The organism is uncultured Citricoccus sp., from assembly GCF_937871995.1.
In the GTDB taxonomy this organism is placed as follows: Bacteria; Actinomycetota; Actinomycetes; order Actinomycetales; family Micrococcaceae; genus Citricoccus.
This window is the reverse complement of sequence record NZ_CALMQR010000114.1, coordinates 36,048-55,039: the sequence shown is the minus strand read 5'-3', so window position 1 is coordinate 55,039 and position 18,992 is coordinate 36,048. Positions and strand designations below refer to the sequence as shown.

Annotated in this window: 17 protein-coding genes and 2 tRNA genes; 5 read left to right on the top strand and 14 right to left on the bottom strand. The window is 71.3% G+C overall.

What is annotated here, in order from left to right; translation table 11 throughout:
• Window positions 1-131: 131 nt before the first annotated feature.
• Both Q0283_RS13510 and Q0283_RS13505 read right to left on the bottom strand, forming a co-directional pair.
• A tRNA-Asp gene (locus tag Q0283_RS13510) sits at window positions 132-205 on the bottom strand.
• 93 nt (window positions 206-298) lie between these two features.
• Window positions 299-371, bottom strand: a tRNA-Glu gene (locus Q0283_RS13505).
• A gap of 114 nt (window positions 372-485) precedes the next feature.
• Between Q0283_RS13505 and Q0283_RS13500 the strand changes: the two genes are divergently transcribed.
• Window positions 486-884 carry a metallopeptidase family protein gene (locus Q0283_RS13500; protein ID WP_298045108.1) on the top strand — a complete coding sequence of 133 codons (399 nt, stop codon included), beginning with the start codon at window positions 486-488 and terminating at the stop codon, window positions 882-884.
• 23 nt (window positions 885-907) lie between these two features.
• Here the strand turns inward: Q0283_RS13500 and Q0283_RS13495 are convergent, their stop codons facing one another.
• Genes Q0283_RS13495 through Q0283_RS13475 form a run of 5 tightly spaced genes read right to left on the bottom strand, consistent with a single transcriptional unit; the run spans window position 908 to window position 5,173 of the window.
• Complete coding sequence (locus tag Q0283_RS13495; RefSeq protein WP_183529425.1) at window positions 908-1,879, bottom strand: universal stress protein; 972 nt, start codon at window positions 1,877-1,879, stop codon at window positions 908-910.
• Window positions 1,876-2,865, bottom strand: coding sequence for a spermidine synthase (locus Q0283_RS13490; protein WP_183529427.1), 990 nt, complete (start codon window positions 2,863-2,865; stop codon window positions 1,876-1,878). Before Q0283_RS13490 ends, Q0283_RS13495 begins: the two co-directional genes overlap by 4 nt.
• The gene (locus Q0283_RS13485; protein WP_298045106.1) at window positions 2,855-3,445 is read right to left on the bottom strand and encodes a GNAT family N-acetyltransferase; all 591 of its coding nucleotides are present in this window, start codon (window positions 3,443-3,445) and stop codon (window positions 2,855-2,857) included. Before Q0283_RS13485 ends, Q0283_RS13490 begins: the two co-directional genes overlap by 11 nt.
• Window positions 3,442-3,777, bottom strand: coding sequence for a thiamine-binding protein (locus Q0283_RS13480; RefSeq protein WP_010143582.1), 336 nt, complete (start codon window positions 3,775-3,777; stop codon window positions 3,442-3,444). Before Q0283_RS13480 ends, Q0283_RS13485 begins: the two co-directional genes overlap by 4 nt.
• 43 nt (window positions 3,778-3,820) lie before the next feature.
• A complete protein-coding gene (locus Q0283_RS13475) occupies window positions 3,821-5,173 on the bottom strand; it encodes an Nramp family divalent metal transporter (protein ID WP_298045104.1) in 1,353 nt (450 codons plus the stop codon).
• A 165-nt stretch (window positions 5,174-5,338) separates the two neighbouring features.
• Here Q0283_RS13475 and pta point away from each other — a divergent pair, with 165 nt between their 5' ends.
• Both pta and Q0283_RS13465 read left to right on the top strand, forming a co-directional pair.
• The gene (pta, locus tag Q0283_RS13470) at window positions 5,339-7,411 is read left to right on the top strand and encodes a phosphate acetyltransferase (protein ID WP_183529431.1); all 2,073 of its coding nucleotides are present in this window, start codon (window positions 5,339-5,341) and stop codon (window positions 7,409-7,411) included.
• 44 nt (window positions 7,412-7,455) lie between these two features.
• Window positions 7,456-8,619, top strand: a complete 1,164-nt coding sequence (locus Q0283_RS13465) for an acetate/propionate family kinase (protein WP_298045102.1) — start codon at window positions 7,456-7,458, stop codon at window positions 8,617-8,619.
• Window positions 8,620-8,648: 29 nt separating this feature from the next.
• Here the strand turns inward: Q0283_RS13465 and Q0283_RS13460 are convergent, their stop codons facing one another.
• The 5 genes from Q0283_RS13460 to Q0283_RS13440 all read right to left on the bottom strand — a co-directional run bounded on the left by Q0283_RS13460 (window position 8,649) and on the right by Q0283_RS13440 (window position 15,418).
• A complete protein-coding gene (locus Q0283_RS13460) occupies window positions 8,649-10,460 on the bottom strand; it encodes an ABC transporter ATP-binding protein (RefSeq protein ID WP_298045101.1) in 1,812 nt (603 codons plus the stop codon).
• 5 nt (window positions 10,461-10,465) lie between these two features.
• Window positions 10,466-11,494 (bottom strand): ABC transporter permease, encoded by a 1,029-nt coding sequence (locus tag Q0283_RS13455; protein WP_298045100.1) that lies wholly within the window; start codon window positions 11,492-11,494, stop codon window positions 10,466-10,468.
• Window positions 11,491-12,495, bottom strand: coding sequence for an ABC transporter permease (locus tag Q0283_RS13450; RefSeq protein WP_298045099.1), 1,005 nt, complete (start codon window positions 12,493-12,495; stop codon window positions 11,491-11,493). Before Q0283_RS13450 ends, Q0283_RS13455 begins: the two co-directional genes overlap by 4 nt.
• 77 nt (window positions 12,496-12,572) lie before the next feature.
• A complete protein-coding gene (locus Q0283_RS13445) occupies window positions 12,573-14,258 on the bottom strand; it encodes an ABC transporter substrate-binding protein (protein WP_298045098.1) in 1,686 nt (561 codons plus the stop codon).
• Window positions 14,259-14,473: 215 nt separating this feature from the next.
• Window positions 14,474-15,418, bottom strand: coding sequence for a glycerophosphodiester phosphodiesterase family protein (locus Q0283_RS13440; RefSeq protein WP_298045097.1), 945 nt, complete (start codon window positions 15,416-15,418; stop codon window positions 14,474-14,476).
• A gap of 95 nt (window positions 15,419-15,513) precedes the next feature.
• Between Q0283_RS13440 and Q0283_RS13435 the strand changes: the two genes are divergently transcribed.
• Entirely contained in the window at window positions 15,514-16,869 is a 1,356-nt protein-coding gene (locus Q0283_RS13435; protein ID WP_183530208.1) for a DUF445 domain-containing protein, read from the top strand.
• 11 nt (window positions 16,870-16,880) lie between these two features.
• On the opposite strand, the gene Q0283_RS13430 is transcribed toward Q0283_RS13435, so the two are convergent.
• Window positions 16,881-17,867, bottom strand: coding sequence for a hypothetical protein (locus tag Q0283_RS13430; protein ID WP_183530210.1), 987 nt, complete (start codon window positions 17,865-17,867; stop codon window positions 16,881-16,883).
• 132 nt (window positions 17,868-17,999) lie between these two features.
• On the opposite strand from Q0283_RS13430, the gene Q0283_RS13425 reads away from it, so the two are divergent.
• Entirely contained in the window at window positions 18,000-18,254 is a 255-nt protein-coding gene (locus Q0283_RS13425) for a DUF6458 family protein (protein ID WP_183530212.1), read from the top strand.
• Here Q0283_RS13425 and Q0283_RS13420 read toward each other — a convergent pair.
• Window positions 18,248-18,988, bottom strand: a complete 741-nt coding sequence (locus tag Q0283_RS13420; protein WP_183530214.1) for an alpha/beta hydrolase — start codon at window positions 18,986-18,988, stop codon at window positions 18,248-18,250. The two genes, Q0283_RS13425 and Q0283_RS13420, sit on opposite strands and share 7 nt — an antisense overlap.
• Window positions 18,989-18,992 lie beyond the last annotated feature (4 nt).

Genomic DNA, 18,992 nt, shown 5'->3' with positions numbered 1-18,992 from the left:
TCCGGTGACCTTTCGATTTTCAGTCGAACGCTCTACCAACTGAGCTACAGAGCCTGGCACCATCCGGTGGCTAGACCGGTGATCACCAAGATCCTCCGTGCCGGTGTTATCCGGCAATCGGAACATCCGAGCGACCCTGACGGGACTCGAACCCGCGACCTCCGCCGTGACAGGGCGGCGCGCTAACCAACTGCGCTACAGGGCCAGTGTGCGAGAAACCACTCTACCAGACGTTTTGCAGTGGTTTGACCACTTCGTCCGGCGGCCCGGCCTGACGGCTGGACCAGCGTTTCCTGCGTACCCCCAACGGGATTCGAACCCGTGTCGCCGCCGTGAAAGGGCGGTGTCCTAGGCCTCTAGACGATGGGGGCCTGAACACTTCGGGTTCCCGAAGTGGACCTGCAAGAGTCTAGAGGCTTCCCATGCCGAACCGCAAACCGGGGCGATGCCCGAAGACCCCCCCCGGGAACGGGCACGATGGACGGGTGGACCCATCCGATCACCACCCCGACCCTCCCGAGCCCGCCGAGATGTCCGAGGAGGACTTCGACCGTGCCGTCTCCGACGCCCTCGAGGCGATCCCGCCGGCCCTGACCGAGCGCCTGTCCAACGTGGCGGTCTTCGTCGAGGAGGAGTATGAGCCGGAGCCCTGGGAGGACCCCGGCACGGAACTGCTCGGGCTCTACGACGGCATCCCGCTGACCGAACGCGCGGAGATGCCCTGGCAGCTCCCCGATCGCATCGTGATCTTCCGGGGTCCGCTGCTGCGGATGTGCCGGGACCGGGAGGAACTGGTGGAGGAGATCACGGTGACGGTCGTCCACGAGGTGGCGCACTTCTTCGGGATCGACGACGCCACGCTGCACGATCTCGGCTGGGGATGAGGTGCCCCCTCAGGCTGCGCGGGTCAGGAGTACATCGGGCCGAAGCTCGCCCGCGTCGCCAGGCGGCTGTCCTTGAGGTAGGGCACCACCATGACGGGACCGTGGGCGTGCGAGATGATGCCCTGGCTCGTGGACCCCAGCAGGGCGCCGGTGAATCCGCCGTGGCCGCGGGTGCCGACGACGGTCAGCCGGGCGGTCTTCGACTCCCCGACCAGGACGTCCACCGGCACGCCGTCGATGATCTCGGAGCTGACCTCCAGCCCCGGGAACTCGGAACGCAGCCACTCGACCCCAGCCTCGAGCTTCTCCTGCATCTCCTCGATCATGGCCTGCTCGTCCACGGTGGCCGGCAGCCAGGCGACCGCACCGGAGATCGGCGGCATGGCGATGACCACCCGCAGCGGGGACCGGCGGACGTCGGCCTCCAGGGCCGCGGCCAGCGCCGCCACGCGGCCCTGTTCGGATCCGTCCACGCCGACCACCACGGGGATCCCCTCGGCGGCCCGGCTGGCGTGTTCACCCTTGGGCACGATCACCACGGGGCACTTCGCGTGGGCCGGGAGCGCTCCCGCCACCGAGCCCAGCAGTCGTCCGAGGAACCCGCCGCGGCCGCGCGTGCCGGCCACCAGCAGGTTGGCATTGGCCGAGTAGTCCACCAGCACCCCGGCGGCGTCGCCCATCTCCACCCGGTGCACCAGCGGCACGTTGAGGTTGCCCAGTTGGTTCACCACGCCCTGCAGCACCTGCATGGCGCCGTCGCGGATCATGGTGTCGTCCGGGATGCCGTACCCGGCCTCCAGCGCGGAGGCCGCGAACACGGGCATCGTGTAGGCGGTGACCAGGGTCAGGGGCAGGCCGCGCAGTTCCGCCTCCCGGGCTCCCCACTTCGCCGCCGAGACGGACTGTTCGGAGCCGTCCACGCCCACCACGATGCCGTGGGTGGTGGCCTGTTCGGGAGTGATCGGGCTGTTGTCGTGGTCCTGTGAACCGGTCATGACGGCCTCCTGTCGTTCTCGCCGGTGTCGTCGTTGACACGGGCGGATGATGATCCCAGTTTAGTTCCCGGGAGCGGTTCGGCTAAGGGCCGGGCCCCTGCCGCGAAGTCCGTGACGGGGTCCACGAGGCGGGCCGGGAGCGGGTCGGCGAGCAGGTGCCGCACCAGGCCGTCCCGGCTGAGGGCCCCTCCCCCGTCCCGGGCCGTGAGCCGGCCGTCCGTGGCGGCGAAGACGATGTTGCCGCGACGCCGGCCCTTGAGCATCTGCGGGTCGGCGATCGCCACCACGGTGCCGAAGACGGCGCGGAGCGTGGCCGCCTCCCGCCGTGCGGCGGTCAGGTCCGGGCCCCCGCCGTGGTTCACCAGGTAGACCCCGTCCGCGCCCAGCACCCGCCGGGCGTGGCGGGCCGCGTCCAGGCCGACCAGGTGATCCGGGGTGACCTGGTCCTCGGGCGTGGTCCCGGCGAAGACGTCCCGGACGATCACGTCCCGGCTGTGCTCATGGGCACCGCCCAGTACCTCTCCGGCCTCACCCACGCGGATCCGCAGCCGCGGGGCGCGGGGCAGGGCGAAGCGGTCGCGGGCCAGCGCGGCCAGGCCGGCGTCGAGCTCCACGGCCGTCTGCCGGGAGTCCGGGTACCAGGCCGCCGCCCAGCGGGCCAGCGTGCACCCGGCGGCGCCCAGGTGCAGGATCCGCAGTGGCTCCTCCGGTGCCCAGCGGTGCATGATGACCGCCGCGATCCAGCGCATGTACTCGAAGCCCAGGTCCAGCGGGTCCTCCGGGTTGAGCTGGGAGGACTCCGCGCCGTTGAGCTTGAGCAGCCAGGCCCCGTCGGTGAAGGGATCGCGCAGGATCTCCGCGGTGCCCGAGTCGATGGTGAAGACGCCGGGTTCGATCCCCGGAACCTCCCCGCCGCGCGAGGCCGGGCGGCCCCCGGCACCGCCCTTCCTGCCCGCGGACTTCCGGCCGGAACGCTCACGCGCCACGGCGCACCATGAGCTGCTCGTCCAGCCCGGCCCAGGGGCCGGTCATCGGGACGGGGGCGCCGACCTCGGCGAAACCGTGCCGGCGGTAGAAGGCGCGGGCGCACTCGTCGGCCGAGACGATCCGGACCCGGCAGGGTGAACTGCCGACGGCCCGGGCCAGGAGGGCGTCGGCCACGCCGGACCCCTGGGCCTCGGCCAGCACGTAGAGCGCGCGGAGCTCGAGTGGGGGCAACCCGGCATCGACCGACCCAACGACCCCCGCCTCCCAGGACCCGGTGGCCCCGGGCCCGGCTGCCGGGTCCGGGGCATCCGCGGTGACGAGGGGACCGGCCGAGGCCAGGCCCACGCAGCGGCCGCGGGCGTCCTCGGCCAGCCACAGCTCGGTGCCCCGCGCCAGTTCCCGGCGCCAGTGCTCGACCTGTTGCGGCAGGGTCGCCTCGGCGGCGGTGAAGAACGGTTCGTCCCTCAGGTGGCCGTAGGCCTCGCGCCAGGCGACGGCCTTCATGGCCAGCACGGCCTCGAGGTCGGCCTGGGCGGCGTCGCGGACGTAGAAGCGGGCCTGGTTCCCGGACCCGCTCACCGGTTCTTCAGGGCCGCTTCCAGGCGCTCGACCTTGCCGTCGAGCTCACCGGTGTGCCCGGGCCGGATGTCCGCCTTGAGCACCAGCGAGATCCGTGAGCCGAACGGGGCCACGGCGTCCACGGCGTCCTTGACGACCGCCATGACCTCGTCCCACTCCCCCTCGATCTCGGTGAACATCGAGGAGGTGCGGTTGGGCAGCCCGGAGTCCCGGACCACCTGCACGGCGGCGGCCACGGCGTCGTGCACCGAACCGTCCTCGGCCTGGTGCTGCGTACCGGGATCCCCGGGGCGGGGCGTTCCGGAGGGGGCGACGGAGAAGGCGACGATCATGCATCCAGTCTGCCCCACCGCCGCCGGGGGCCCAAGGGGTGGGCTATGCGCCGCCGCCGAAGAGCGGCGCCACCGCCTTGATGAGCTCGTAACCGCCGAGGACCACGAAGACGAGGGCGGTGAGGCCCAGCAGGGCGTTGTGGAACCAGCGGTTGCGGAACTTCGCCGGGACGAGCTTGCGCTGGTTGTTCAGGAACAGCAGCGTGACGGCCAGGAACGGCATGAAGAGCGCCCCGAGCGTGCCGTAGAGCAGGATCAGGAAGATCGGCCGCTCCAGGAACAGCAGGGACATCGGCAGGATGGTCAGCCAGATCAGGTAGAACCGGGCCGGCTTCGACTCCAGCGAGGGGGCGTCGTCCTGGTCCAGGCTGTCGGCCGGCTTGCGGAAGTTCGTCCAGAAGTCGGCGAACATCAGCGAGACGCCGTGCCACACGCCCAGCAGGGAGGAGAAGGAGGCGGCGAAGAAGCCGATCAGGAAGATGATGGAGAACGCCTGGCCGTAGCGGTCGGCCAGCACGTTGCCCACGTCCAGCAGCCCGCGGTCACCGGCGGAGATGGCCAGCCCGGCCGAGTGCAGCAGCTCCACGCCCATGATCATGGTGGCGATCACGAAGATGCCGGTGAGGACGTAGGCCGTGGCGTTGTCGTAGCGCATGACCTTCATCCACTTGGGCGTGTTCCAGCCCTTCTCGCGCAGCCAGTAGCCGTAGGCGGCCAGGGTGATGGTGCCGCCGACGCCGCCGGCCAGTCCGAGGACGTAGAACATGGCGCCCTCCTCCGCGGGGATCATGGGGATCAGCCCGGTGAGGATCTCCCCGAGGTTCGGCGCGGTCAGGGCCGCCGAGACCAGCACGGCGAAGAACATGATGCCGATGAGCACGGTCATGAGCTTCTCGATGAGCCCGTACTTGTTGATCCACACCAGGCCCAGGCCGATCAGCCCGGAGACGATCGCGAAGATCTTGGAGTCGACCTCCGGGAACAGCGCCGAGAGGGGCAGCGCCACCGAGCTCATGGCGGTGGCCCCGTAGACGAAGCCCCAGATCATGATGTAGATGCCGAAGTACCAGCTGGTCCAGACGCCCAGGGTGCGCCAGCCCTGGAAGATGGTCTTGCCGGTGGACAGGTAGTACCGGCCGGTGCCCTCCACGAGCACGATCTTGAAGATGACGCCCAGCACCACGGCCCACATGAGCCCGTAGCCGTAGCGCGAGCCCGCCGTCAGGGTGGCGACGAGGTCCGCGGCGCCCACGCCGGTGGCGGCGGCGACGATGCCGGGACCCAGCGAGTTCCACTTGACCTTGACCGGCGTCTCGTCGATCTCGGCCTGCGTGAACCCGACGATCTCGGGGTTGTGGACCGGATGATGGCGGTCCACGGGGTCGTGACGTGACATGGTGTCCCCTAGGTGAGGTGCGATGGGATGACAGGAGAATGGCGTAGGACACGGTAGCCGGTGATCAGGGCCGCTCCCAAAGCGCCCACGTGGCCGGAGCCCGCGGAGCGCGCGCCTAGAGTGGGATCCGAGGCACACCGTCCACGGGAAGGCTTGGAACGCGACATGACCCAGGGCATCTTCGTCACCACCACCACCAACGGGGCCGGCAAGTCCCTCGTGACGCTCGGGCTGGCGGACTCGCTGTACAAGCGCACCGGTTCGATCGGCTTCTTCCGCCCGGTGGTCCCGGGTGACTCGGTGGAGGCCGACCCCATGGTCCAGCTGATGCGGGAGAGCTACGGGCTCGACGCCGGCCGGTCCCGGGGCGGGGTGACGGCCGCCGAGGCGCGGGGCATGCTGGCCGAGGGCCGTTCCGACGAACTGCACGAGCGCTGCGTGGCCCAGTTCGACGAGATGGCTGCGGCCTGCGCGATCATCGTGGTCGAGGGCACGGACCTGACCGGGGCAGACCCGGCGATCGAGCTCGACCTCAACGCCTCGCTGGCCCGCCACCTGGGCACGCCCGTGGTGGGCGTGGTCTCCGCTGCCGGGCTGGACGGGACCGGCGTCGCCGATGCCGTGGACCTGGCCCGGCGCACCCTGGACGAGTCCGGCGTCGAGCTGCTGGCGATGATGGTCAACCGGGCCGACCCGGCACGCCTGGACACGGTCACCGAGGCCATCCGCCCCGGCCGCCACGCCTGGCCGGTGTACGTCCTGCCCGAGCTGCCCGAGCTGGCGCTGCCCTCGGTGGCGGAGATCGCCGCCGCCCTCGGCCTGACCCAGGTGGCCGGCAACACGAACCTGGACCGTGACGTCTCCGAGGTCAGGGCCGTGTCCATGGAGGGCGGGAACTTCCTGCAGATCCTGCGTGAGGGCGCCCTCGTGCTGGTCTCCGGGGACCGCTCGGACGCCGTGCTCGCCACCGTCGCCTCGTCCCTGGCCCCGGAGTTCCCCGTGGCCTCCGGGATGATCCTGACCAACGGGATCGAGCCCAACGAGCAGATCCGCCGACTCTACGCCGGGGCGACCTTCCCGATCTTCAGCACTTTCGCCGACACCTTCAGCACGGCCCGGTCCGTCGCCACGGTGCGCAGCGAGCTCTCCAGCGCCCAGCCCCGCAAGACCGCCGCAGCCCTGGGCGCCTGGCACCAGCGCGTGGACGGCAACGAGTTGTTCGAGCGCATCCAGCTGCCGCGCGCCGAGCGGACCACCCCGCTGCGCTTCCTGCACGGGCTGATCGAGCGGGCCCGGGCCGACCGGAAGCGGATCGTGCTCCCGGAGGGCGAGGACCCCCGCATCCTGCGCGCCGCCGAGATCCTGCGCCGCCGGGACGTGTGCGACCTCGTGGTGCTCGGCGACGAGGCCCTGGTGCGCGACGTGGCGGCCCGCGAGGGCGTGGACCTGACCGGCCTGGAACTGCTGGACCCCGCCACCGCGCCGGCCCGTGAGCGCTACGCCGAGGAGTACGCCCGGCTGCGCTCCCACAAGGGGGTGGACATCGACCGGGCGCGCGAGGTGATGACCGAGGGCGCGTACTTCGGCACGATGATGGTCCACCTGGGAGACGTGGACGGCATGGTCTCCGGGGCGGCACACACCACCGCCAACACCATCCGCCCGGCACTGGAGTTCGTGAAGACCCGTCCCGGGGTCTCGATCGTCTCCTCCGTGTTCTTCATGCTGCTGCCGGACCGCGCCCTGGTCTACGGCGACTGCGCCGTGAACCCGGACCCGGACGCCGACCAGCTGGCCGACATCGCCTACGCCTCGTCCGTGACCGCCCACCAGTTCGGCGTGGACCCGCGGGTGGCCATGCTGTCCTACTCCACCGGCGGCTCCGGCTCCGGGGAGGCGGTGGACAAGGTCCGCACCGCCACCGAACTGGTCCGGGCGGCCCACCCGGAGCTGAAGGTGGACGGCCCGCTGCAGTACGACGCGGCGGTGAACGCCTCCGTGGCCGCCTCGAAGATGCCGGACTCCGAGGTGGCCGGCCAGGCGACCGTGTTCATCTTCCCGGACCTGAACACGGGCAACAACACGTACAAGGCGGTCCAGCAGTCCTCCGGGGCCGTGGCCGTCGGGCCGGTGCTGCAGGGACTGAACAAGCCGGTCAACGACCTCTCCCGCGGGTGCACGGTGGACGACATCGTCAACACCGTGGCCATCACCGCCATCCAGGCCCAGGGCGACTGACCACCGGCTCCGGCCCCCGCCTCCCCAGAAAGGCTCTCCCAGACATGCTCATCCTCGTCATCAACTCCGGCTCCTCCTCACTGAAGTACCAGGTTCGTGAGGTCAATGCCGACGGCACGGAGCCGGCGGACCCGGTGGTGGCGAAGGGCCTGGTGGAGCGCATCGGGGTGCCCGGCTCCGGGATCGACAACCACGTCGAGGCGCTGGAACGGGTCAACGAGGAACTGGAGGAGATTCTCGGGGACCGTCAGATCGCCGCCGCCGGCCACCGCGTGGTGCACGGCGGCGAGCGCTTCAAGGCCCCGGCCCTGGTGACCATGGAGGTCATCCGGGCGATCGAGCGGCTGGCCCCGCTGGCCCCGCTGCACAACCCGGCGGCCGCCCAGGGCCTGCGGGCCATCGCGGACCGGTGGCCGGACATGCCCCAGGTGGTCGTCTTCGACACCTCCTTCCACCAGACCATGCCGGAGGAGGCCTGGCGCTACGCCCTGCCGGACGCGCTCTACACCGAGAACGGCATCCGCCGCTACGGCTTCCACGGCACCAGCCACGACCTGGTCACCGGGATCGCGGCCGAGACCCTCGGCATCGACCGGGACGACTTCAACGCGGTGATCCTGCACCTGGGCAACGGCGCCTCGGCCACCGCCATCCGCGGCGGGAGGTCCGTGGACACCTCCATGGGTTACACCCCGCTGGCCGGTCTCGTCATGGGCACGCGCTCCGGGGACGTGGACCCGTCGATCATCACGCACCTGATCCGGAACCACCACTACGACGCCGAGCAGATGGACCGGCTGCTGAACAACGAGTCGGGGCTGCTGGGGATGTCCGGCAACGCGGACATGCGCCAGGTGCTGGACTCCGCCCACGCCGGCCACCGCCGCGCCCGGACCGCCATCAAGGTCGCCTCCTACCGGCTGGCCAAGTACGTGGGCGGCTACCACGTGGCCGTCGGCGGGGCGCAGGCGATCGTGTTCACCGCGGGGATCGGGGAGAACTCCGCCCCGTTCCGCGCCACCGTGCTGGACCGGCTGGAGCCGCTGGGCGTGGAGTACGACGCCGAGAAGAACCTCGAGCGCTCGCACGCGCCCCGGGTGATCTCCACCGAGGAGTCCGCCATCCCGGTGCTGGTGGTGCCGACCAACGAGGAGATGGCGATCGCCCAGCTCACGCTGAAGGTCGCCCGGCAGCAGGGCGCGCTCTGACGGCCCGCCCCGCCGGGCGTGACGGGCCCTCAGGCCACGCCGGTCTCGATCCCCAGTTCGTTGCCCGGGATCGAGGCCAGCAGCCTGCGCGTGTAGGCGTGCCGCGGATTGGTGAAGATCTCCTCGCTCGTGGCGGCCTCGACCAGTTCCCCGTCCTTCATCACGCAGACGTAGTCCGAGATCAGCCGGACCACGGCCAGGTCGTGGGAGATGAACAGGTAGCTCAGCCCCAGCTCCTGCTGCAGGTCGCCCAGCAGCGTCAGGATCTGGTCCTGGACCAGCACGTCCAGGGCGGAGACCGGTTCGTCGCACACGATCAGTTCCGGGCGCAGGGCCAGGGCCCGGGCGATCGCGACCCGCTGCCGCTGGCCTCCCGAGAGCTCGGCCGGATACCGGCGGTGCATGCTCGACGGCAGCGCCACCTGGTCCATCAGCTCCGCCACCCGGTCCCGCCGCTCCCGGGCCCCGCCCCGCTTGTAGGCGATGAGCGGCTCCTCGATGATGCGTCCCACCGTGAACATCGGGTTCAGGGAGGAGTAGGGGTCCTGGAAGACCGCCTGCACGCGCTGGCGGAAGTCCCGCAGTCCGCGGCGGTCCAGGGTCAGCACGTCACGGCCGTCGAAGCTGATGGATCCCGACGTCGGCTCGATCAGCCTCAATAGCATCCTCGCCGTGGTCGTCTTGCCCGAGCCGGACTCCCCCACGATGGACACGGTGGTGCCGCGGGGGATCTCCAGGCTGACGTTCCTCGCGGCGTAGAAGTCGTCCCCGCCGCGGACGGGGTAGACCTTGGTCAGGTCGGTGATGGTCACCAGCGGCTCCGTGTCCGCCCCGGCACCCCACCCCCTGCCCCGACCGTCCCCGGCACGGACGGGGGCCGACGCCGGCAGTGAACCGGCCGTGCCGCCGTCGGGAAGCGGGCGGGCACCCGGGTGGTCCTCCCGGTGCCCCGGGGCCGGGTGGCCTTCGCCGCGCGCTCCGGTGAAGGCGTCCGGGGCCAGCCGGACCGCGGCCACGGAGGGCGCCGCCCGCACGAGGGACCGGGTGTACGGGTGCTGGGGGTCCTCCAGCAACTGGGCCGCCGGTCCGGACTCCACCACCTTCCCGCGGTGCATCACCACCAGGTCCTGGGCGCGCTCGGCGGCCAGTCCGAGGTCGTGGGTGATGAGCAGGATGGCGGTGCCCAGTTCGTCGGTCATCTGCTCGATCTGGTCCAGGATCACCTGCTGGACGGTCACGTCCAGCGCGGAGGTCGGCTCGTCCGCGATGAGCAGCCGCGGCCGGCAGGCCAGCGCCACGGCGATCAGGGCACGCTGGCGCAACCCCCCGGAGAGCTCGTGCGGGTACTGCCTCGACCGCCGTCCGGCCTCGGGGATCCCGGCGGCCTCCAGGACCTCCACCACCCGGGCGTCCACGTCCCTGCGGGTGGCCAGCCGGTGGGTCAGCAGGGTCTCGGCGACCTGCGTGCCGATCCGGGACACGGGATTCAGGTTGGACATGGGGTCCTGCGGGACCAGGCCGATCTGGCGGCCCCGGATGTCCCGCATCCTCGACTCGGGCAGACCCACCAGGTCCTGGCCGTTGAACCGGATGGACCCGCCGGTCACCTTCCCGTTGCCCGCCAGCAGCCCGATCGCGGCCATCGCGGTGGTGGACTTGCCGGAACCGGACTCGCCCACGACGGCCAGGGTGCGTCCGGCCTCCAGGGACAGCGAGGCGTCCTCCACGGCCCGCACGGAACCGTGCATGGTGGTGAAGTCGACCTGCAGGTCCCGGATCTGCAGCAGGGGTTCAGGCTCCACGCGGGGTGTCCTCTCGTCCTCGGTGCGCACGTCACCCATCCCGTTCACCGTGCCCTCGACTTCGGGTCCAGCGCCTCGCGCAGCGACTCGCCCAGCAGGGTGAATCCCAGCGCCGTGACGGCGATGCAGAGGCCGGGCAGGAAGGCCAGCCACGGGGCGATGCCCAGCTCGGACTGCGCGTAGGTGAGCATGCGTCCCCACTCGGCCGTCTCCGGGCGGCCACCACCCAGGCCCAGGAAGGACAGGGCGGCGGCATCGATGACGGCGGTCGCCAGGGTCAGCGTGGCCTGGACGATCACGGGTCCCACCGAGTTCGGCAGCACGTGGCTCATGGTGATGGTCCGCCGGCTCAGCCCGAGGGTCTGGGCGGCCAGCACGTAGTCCGCGCTCTTCTGGCTGAGCATGGACGAGCGCAGCAACCGCGCGAAGATCGGCACCTGGGAGACGCCGATCGCGATCATCACCGCGTACGGTCCCTGGCCCAGCACGGCGGCGATCGACACGGCCAGCAGCAGGTTCGGCACGGACAGCAGGATGTCCACGATCCGCATCACCACCCCGTCGACCCAGCCGCCGAACGCACCGGCCAGCAGGCCCAGCACCATGCCCCCGGCCAGGCCGAGCGCCGTGGAGACCACGCCGATCATCAGCGAGGACTGCGCTCCCCAGATGAGCTTGGACAGCACGTCCCCGCCGAAGCGGTCCAGGCCCAGGGGGAACTGCGGCAGCTCGCCCGGGCCGGGGATGTGGCCCGGAGTGATCTCCCGGGCCCCCGGCACCGCCTCCCCCGGGTACGGGGCGATCAGCGGGGCCAGCACGGCCACCAGCAGGAACAGCGCCACGATCACCGCACCGGCGATCGCGGCGGGGTTGCGCCGCAACCGCAGGAAGGCGTCCTTCCAGACGGAGGTGCCCTTCACGGGACCGCCATCGTCCCGCCGGGGCCCCGCTGTCACGACCGTCCCGGTCGTCCCGGGCAGCAGGCCCCCGGACGCCGGGTCGGAAGCGGGCGGACCACCGGGCGTCCGGCCCTCCGTGGGACCGCCGGCGGCGGGAGGCAGGTTCACGCTCATGAGACACGCACCCTGGGGTCGATGAGGCCGTACGAGACGTCCACCAGCAGGTTGATCAGGGAGTAGATGACGGCGATGAAGATGATGAACCCCTGCAGCACCGGGAAGTCGAGGTTGAAGATGGCATCCCACAGGAAGCTGCCGATCCCGTTGAACGCGAACACCGTCTCGGTCAGCACCGCCCCGGAGATCAGCAGGCCCAGCTGCAGGCCCAGCGTGGTGGTCACCGGCAGCAGCGCGTTGCGCATCACGAACCGGTTGCGGATCAGCCGGGGGGCCAGGCCCTTGGCCCGGGCGGTGCGCACGTAGTCCGCGTTCTGCACCTCGAGCACCGAGGCCCGGGTGATCCGGGCGATGATGGCCAGCGGGATGGTCCCGAGCGCCACCCCGGGCAGCACGAGGTGCGTCAGGGCATCCCAGGCGGCGTCGTACTCCCCGGTGATCATCCCGTCCCAGACGAAGAAGTTCGTGTAGTGGGTGGCGTCGATCCGGGGATCCTGGCGACCGTCGGTGGGCAGCCAGCCCAACTGGACGGCGAACACCCACTTGAGGATGAAGGCCAGGAAGAACACGGGCACCACCACACCCATCAGGGACAGCAGCACGGCGGCCTGGTCCTGCCAGCGGCCCACGTGCCGAGCGGCCCAGTAGCCCAGCGGGATCCCGAAGCCCACGGCGAAGAGGAGGGCGAACGCGGTCAGTTCCAGCGTGGCCGGGAACCGGGCCGCGAACTCCTCCAGCACCGGCCGGCTGGTCAGCAGGGAGTTGCCGAAGTCACCGGAGAGGATCCGGCCCATGTAGATGAAGTACTGCTCCAGGATCGGGCGGTCGAAGCCGTAGGCCTCGTTGACCCTGGCCACGGCCTCCGGGGTGGCCTTGTCCCCCAGCAGGGCGGTGGCCGGCCCCCCGGGCAGCGCCCGGACCCACAGGAAGAGCAGGACGGAGAGCCCGATGATGGTGGGGGCCAGCAGCAGCAGTCGGTTGCCGATGAGGCGGAACACTCAGCGTCCCTTCGCGGAGGGCAGGCGGACCGGGGCGGGACCGGGGTGGACCCGGTCCCGCTCCAGGGACGGTCGGATCACTTGTTCAGTTCGATCTGGTTGTAGACCTCGTCGTTGACCGGGCTGGCCGGGTAGTCGTCCACTCGCTCGGCGAAGGCCAGCGAGGGGGCCGGGTGGGCCAGCGGGACGGCGGGGACGTACTCGGAGACCATCCTGTTGACCTCCTCGTACATGGGCGTCTGCTCCTCCAGCACCGGTTCCTGCCGGGCCTCGCTGAGGGCCTCGAACAGCTCCGGGTTGTCGAAGCCGAACTCCGGCTTCTGCTGGCCGAAGAACACGCCCACGAAGTTGTCGGTGTCGTTGTAGTCACCGGTCCAGCCCAGCAGGTGGATGCCGTGGTCGGCGGTGCCGTTGACGCGGTCCAGGTAGTCCGGGCTCCACTTCTCCGGGACCGCCGTGACCTCGATCCCGACCTCGGCCAGCTGGCCGGAGAGGTTCGAGAAGACCTGTTCGGGGGTGGGCATGTACGGACGCGAGACGCCGGTGGGGTAGTTGAAGTCCACCGTGAAGCCGTTCTCGTAGCCCGCCTCGGCCAGCAGCTCCTTGGCCCTCGCCGGGTCGTAGTCGTAGGTCTCCACGTCCTCGGTGTAGCCGTTGACCGAGTCCGGGATGAACTGGGTGGCGGGCTTGGTGCCCTCCGGGAGCGTCTGCCGGATCAGGGCGTCCTTGTCGATCGCGTAGGAGATCGCCTGGCGGACCTTGGGGTCCTTGAGCTCCTCGACCTCCTGGTTCAGGCCCAGGTAGAGGATGGTGAACGGATCCCGGGTGAAGATCTTGAACCCGGCCTGCTCCAGGTCGGCCACGTCGGCCGGGGCCACCAGGTCATAGCCGTCGATCTGGCCGGCCTCGAGGGACTGGCGGCGGGCCACCGGGTCGTCGATCACCCGGAAGGTGATCTCCTGGACGTCACCCTGCTCACCCCAGTAGTCCTGGTAGGCGCTCAGGGAGATGTCCTGGCCCACGTTCCAGGACTCGAAGGCGAACGGGCCGGTCCCGGTGGGGTGCGCGCGGGCATACTCGCTCAGTTCCGGGGACTCGGCGGTGCCACCGGCCTCGTCCGCCCCGAACTCCTCCATCGCGGCCGGGGACTGCATGGCGAAGGCCGGCAGGGACAGGGAGGCGATGAAACCGGCGAACGGCTGGGCCAGGGTGATCCGGGCCTGGTGCTCGTCCACCGCCTCACAGGACTCGTAGACCGCGTCCTCGGGCGAGTCCGCGAACCCGCGGAACAGCTTGCCGTAGTAGTAGGACATCGTCTCGGCCTGCTGGATGCCCGTGAAGTTGTACCAGCGGTCGAAGTTGGCGCAGACGGCCTCGGCGTTGAAGTCCGTGCCGTCGTGGAAGGTCACGCCCTGCTTGAGCTGGAAGTCGTAGGTGAGCCCGTCCTCACTGGTCTCCCAGGACTCCGCCAGCAGCGGGGCCGGGTCCGGGGTGCCCGGTTCGGTGCCCACCAGGCCCTCGAAGATCTGGCGGGAGACCCGGAACGTCTCGCCGTCGTTGGCGAAGGCCGGGTCCAGGGACTTGGGGTCGGAGGAGGCGGCGAAGATGAACTGGCTGTCCACCGAGGACGCGTCGCCCTCGCCCCCGCTCGCCTCCCCGCCGGCGTCGTCGCGCTGGCTCTGCGCACAGCCGGACAGGACCAGGGCGACCGCGGCCCCCGCTGCGGTCACCGCGGCGATGCGTCGCCGGAGGAATGAGGACATGGTTGCTCCCGAGGGTGTCGAGTGATCATCGTGACAGGGATCACGTCACGAGGGATAGGGGAGAGCATAACCGCATCGCCCCAGATCATGCACACATCCCGCGGGGCCGCACCCCGCGGGGCCCACCCGCGGACGCCCGCGAAGGCCCGAGAACGCCCCTCGTCGACTTCTCCGCCACCGGCCCGTGGCGCGGCGGCGACCGGCCCGGACCCGCCTCAGTGCCCGGCGTACGCCGGGACGGGCGCGCCGCGCCGGACCACCTGGGCCAGCACCGGTCCCGGCCGGTTCGTGGTGATCTCCTGGACGCCCACGGCCCGCAGCAGCTCCACGTCCTCGGACCGGTCCACGGTCCACACCCGCAGGGTGCGGCCAGCGGCGAGCCAGGCCTTCACGTCCGCCAGGTGGTGACGGACGTAGTCCACGCCCGGGCCCGCCATCCCGGCCCGGCCCTCCCAGATCAGCCGCTCGGCGTCCGCCACGGCCTGGCGCAGCGCCGCCCGCAGCGCGGCACGGCTCAGCGGTCCGAGGCCGAACCGGCCGGCCACCGGTGCGTCCGGCACGGTGGACACCAGCGGGCAGAGGTGGTCGGTGTCCACCACCGGGGCCAGGTACTGCAGGGATCCGGCATAGAAGCTCATGAAGGAGACCTCCACCGCCCCGATCCGGGAGGTCTCCGGATCCCAGCCCGCCTGCAGCAGGCAGGACAGGGCGCGCTCCTCCAGCTCGTGGCCGAACGGGCTCGGATGCTTGAGCTCCAGGGCCAGCCGCACCGGGCGGCCGGCCGCCGCGAGCAGTTCGACCAGCTCCGGCAGCGTGAGCAGTTGCGCCGAGGCCGGACCGTACTCGCCGGGAAGGCGTGCCCCCTTCCAGCCGTGGAAGTCCAGCCGGCGCAACTGGGCCAGGGTGTGGTCGGCGACCGGCCCGGAACCGTCGGAGGTCCGTTCCAGGGTCGGGTCGTGGAGGCAGACCAGGTGCCGGTCGCGGCTGAGGTGGACGTCCACCTCCACGCCGTCGGCCCCCTCGGCGAGCGCGTGCAGGAACGCGGCACGGGTGTTCTCGGCGAAGGCGGCGGAGGATCCGCGGTGGGCGATGACCAGGGGTCGGTGATCCGTAGGATGAGGGTGTTCCGGGCCGGTGACGTGCATCGAGGTGTCGGACACGGGCCCAGCCTAGGAACGGCGGGCACGCGCCGGCCCGCCAGCAGGCGACCTGCTGGTTAACTTGTGCTGACACTTTGACCCCGGCCGGAGGATCCATGGACCAGAACCTTCCCGATGCCGGCCTGCCCGCCTCCGCGCCCGGCCCCGCCCGGGCGCAGCACCGGGCCGACGTCACCCCCGGGCCCGCCGTCACGCCGGGCTCCGCCGGGGCCGGTGAGGCCGAACGCGAGGCCGCCCTGAAGCGGATGAAGCTGGTGGCGACCGGGCTGCTGGTGGTCATGGCCGTGATCTTCGTCCTGGCCTTCGCGCTGCAGGAGAGCTATCCGTGGCTCGCCTACGTCCGGGCGGCGGCGGAGGGCGGGATGGTCGGCGCGCTGGCGGACTGGTTCGCGGTGACCGCCCTGTTCCGGCACCCGATGGGCCTGAAGATCCCGCACACGGCGATCATCCCGCGTAAGAAGGACACCATCGGCGAGTCCCTGGGGACCTTCGTGCAGGAGAACTTCCTGGCCGGGGACGTGGCCCGGGAGAAACTGGAGGGCCTGCGGGTGGCGGACCGGGCGGGCGCCTGGCTGCGCCGGCGCCCGAACGCCGAGCGGGTGGCGCGCGAGGTCTCCGCGACCGCGGAGGGCATCCTGGACGCCCTGGACGACGTCCTGGTCCGGGACGTGCTGGCCGGCCTGGTGCAGCGCCACATGGTCGAGCCCGACTGGTCCCCGACCCTGTCCACCGTGCTGGGCAAGGTGGTCTCCGAGCGGCACCATGACCGGGTGGTGGACCTGGTGGTGGCACGTACCGGGGACTGGGTGGCCCGCAATCCCGAGTTCTTCGTGCGCAGCGTCCGGCGCCGGTCCCCGCAGTGGGTGCCCGAGGTGGTGGACCAGCTGCTGGCCGAACGGATCCATGCCGAGGCCCTGAAGTACCTGGCCTCGGTGCGGGCCGAGCCGCAGCACGAACTGCGCCGTTCCGTGGACCAGTGGCTGGACGAGCTGATCCGGGACATGCGCGAGGACCCGGTCACGCGTGACCGGGTGGAGCAGGCCAAGCGGGACCTGTTCAACGACCCCAGGATGCGCGAGTGGGCCGGACAGGCCTGGGCGACCACGAAGGAGGCCCTGCTGGTCCAGCTGCGCGATCCCGCCTCGGACCTGCACCAGGCCATGGTGGCCGCCCTCCAGGACCTCGGTGGGCGGCTCCAGGAGGACCCGGCCCTCGCGGACCGGGTGGACGGCTGGGCCTCGGACGCGGCCCAGCACCTGGCCCGGGCCTACGGCCCCGAGGTGGTGGGCGTCATCGGGGAGACCATCCAGCGCTGGGACGGCCGCCAGGCCTCCCGGACCATCGAGCTCTACATGGGCAAGGACCTGCAGTACATCCGCATCAACGGCTCGATCGTGGGCGCGCTGGCGGGCCTGGCGATCTACACCGTGGCCCACGCCGTCTTCGGCTGAGGCGGGCGGCCCTACCGGTCCCCGCGGGCCCGCCGATGGGCCTCGCGGGCGGCCTCGACCTCGGCGGCGAAGGCCTCCGGGTCCTCGCGCCGCAGGTCCTCGAGCGTGCCGTCCGCCGTCAGCTGCTCGAAGTCGGTCTCGATGTCCTCCGCCAGCAGCTCGCCGAACTCCTCCGCGTCGCCCTCGGGGCCGGCGTCGTCCCTGCGGCCCTTCCGGCCGGCCGGCAGGGCCTTGAGCTCGCTGGCCAGGGCTCCGGGGATCGTGGCCGGGAGCGGGCCGAAGAGGTTCTGCGCGGCCCTGACCACGCCCTTGCCCATGACCCGGTTGGCGAGGCCGCCGACGACGGCCCCCACCCCGAAGGGCACCACCCGCCCGAGCATCCCGGCCCCCTGCCGGACGATGAAGCGCTTGATGAACATCCTCTTCATCTGGTTGAACAGCACCTCGGAGACGCCGGCGGAGCCGCTGACCAGAGAGAGCGGCCCGGCCAGCGGGCCCATCCCGCGGCCGTTGGCCTGGCTGGAGAAGTCCCGCAGCATCCGGCGGCCGTCCTCACCGAGCATGACGGCCATGACGAGGGTCTGCGCCCGCTGGGGGTCGTCGGTGGGGATCCCCATCAGCTCGGCCACGGACTGGGCGTAGAGCGCGGTCGCCTCGAGGAAGCCCACGGTCGCGGCCGCGGAGAGTCCCAGCGCCGCGGCCGTTCCCACACCGGGCACGACGGCGGTTCCCCCGACGGCGGCCCCGCCGCCGGTGACCGCTGCCAGGTACTGCCTCCCCAGCCGTTCCGCCAGCTGGGCGGGGGTGTCCTCCGGGTTCTGGCGGCGCAACCGGTTCAGGTTGCGCAGCACCAGCGGCCGCTGCACGTCGAGGGCCTTGAGCACCACCTTCTGGAAGGCGGGGGTGGGGTTGCCCTGCTCGTCGACGACGCGCTGGATCGCGAAGTCGGCGGCCTTCTGGCCCGCCACGCCGGCGATGATGGACTTCTTCTTAACCATGGCTGCCTCCTGCACGTCGGTGACACGATGGGCTGCGCGGTCTGGTCCCGCGCGGCCGTGGTCCTCCATGAAACACTACGCTGACCACGTCCGACCGCGCCCGCGTCCGGACGACCGACTGGAGGAGACCCCATGCGCTTCGGCACGTCCATCGCCCTGATCGCCATCGGCGCGATCATCGCCTTCGCCGTCCAGGACGTGATCCCGGGGATCGACCTGACGATCGCCGGCTACATCCTGATGGCCGCCGGGGCCCTGCTGCTGGTCCTCTCCCTGGTCCAGATGGGCGCCTCCGGTTCGGCCAGCCGTCGGGTCACCGAGTCCCGCAACATCCAGGACCCGCACACGGGGGAGTCCATCTCGCGCAAGGAGACCCGCGACTACTGACCTCGGCTCATCGCCAGGGCGTGCTTCAGGAAGATCCGCACGTCCCGGGCCTCCTCCGCGCTGGTGCCGTGGCCCATTCCCTCGTACGTCCGGGCCGTCAGGTGCGTGTGCTCCTGGAGCCAGGCCGCCGTGTGGGCGATCGCGTCCGGGTTGATGACCAGGTCCTGGACGTCACGTCCCCAGAAGAACGGACGCGGCCCGGGGCCCTCCGGCGGGCTGTCCAGGGTCGCCAGCAGGGGATTGGACAGCACGAAGCCGCTGAGCCCCACCACGCAGTCGAAGGCCTCCGGACGCAGCCGGTACACCGTGGAGGCCATCGCCATCCCCTGGGAGTGGCCGAGCAGCGCCACCGAGCGGAATCCCGCCCCGGTGACCTCCTCGGCGTCGAGCACGTCGAACACCCGGTGAGCCGAGGCCACCACCTCGGCGAAGTCGTTGGTGAGGAAGTAGTCCAGCAGGAACCAGCCCCACGCGCCCGGGTCCGGGCCGCCGGGACCGGAGCCCAGTCCGTCGACGCCGTCGGCCACCGGGTAGGCGCCGGCGTCGATCTCGAAGCCACCGCGCACGGCCAGGCCCGTGGTCCCCTCCGGAAGCATCTCGAAATAGGCCTGGGCGGCCCTCACCTCGTTCGCGCCGTAGCCGTGGATGACCACCACCAGGTCGGTCCCCCGGCGTTCGCCCGCCGGACGGGACCAGACGACGTGATGGCCGCTGGAGAGGGTCTGTCGTTGCACGGCG

Bases quoted from the DNA above. Each gene is read 5' to 3' on its own strand.
- Q0283_RS13495 (WP_183529425.1), bottom strand. From the start codon at position 1,879: ATGACCGGTTCACAGGACCACGACAACAGCCCGATCACTCCCGAACAG.
- Q0283_RS13480 (WP_010143582.1), bottom strand. From the start codon at position 3,777: ATGATCGTCGCCTTCTCCGTCGCCCCCTCCGGAACGCCCCGCCCCGGG.
- Q0283_RS13475 (WP_298045104.1), bottom strand. From the start codon at position 5,173: ATGTCACGTCACGACCCCGTGGACCGCCATCATCCGGTCCACAACCCC.
- pta (WP_183529431.1), top strand. From the start codon at position 5,339: ATGACCCAGGGCATCTTCGTCACCACCACCACCAACGGGGCCGGCAAG.
- Q0283_RS13465 (WP_298045102.1), top strand. From the start codon at position 7,456: ATGCTCATCCTCGTCATCAACTCCGGCTCCTCCTCACTGAAGTACCAG.
- Q0283_RS13460 (WP_298045101.1), bottom strand. From the start codon at position 10,460: ATGGGTGACGTGCGCACCGAGGACGAGAGGACACCCCGCGTGGAGCCT.
- Q0283_RS13455 (WP_298045100.1), bottom strand. From the start codon at position 11,494: ATGAGCGTGAACCTGCCTCCCGCCGCCGGCGGTCCCACGGAGGGCCGG.
- Q0283_RS13445 (WP_298045098.1), bottom strand. From the start codon at position 14,258: ATGTCCTCATTCCTCCGGCGACGCATCGCCGCGGTGACCGCAGCGGGG.
- Q0283_RS13435 (WP_183530208.1), top strand. From the start codon at position 15,514: ATGGACCAGAACCTTCCCGATGCCGGCCTGCCCGCCTCCGCGCCCGGC.
- Q0283_RS13430 (WP_183530210.1), bottom strand. From the start codon at position 17,867: ATGGTTAAGAAGAAGTCCATCATCGCCGGCGTGGCGGGCCAGAAGGCC.
- Q0283_RS13425 (WP_183530212.1), top strand. From the start codon at position 18,000: ATGCGCTTCGGCACGTCCATCGCCCTGATCGCCATCGGCGCGATCATC.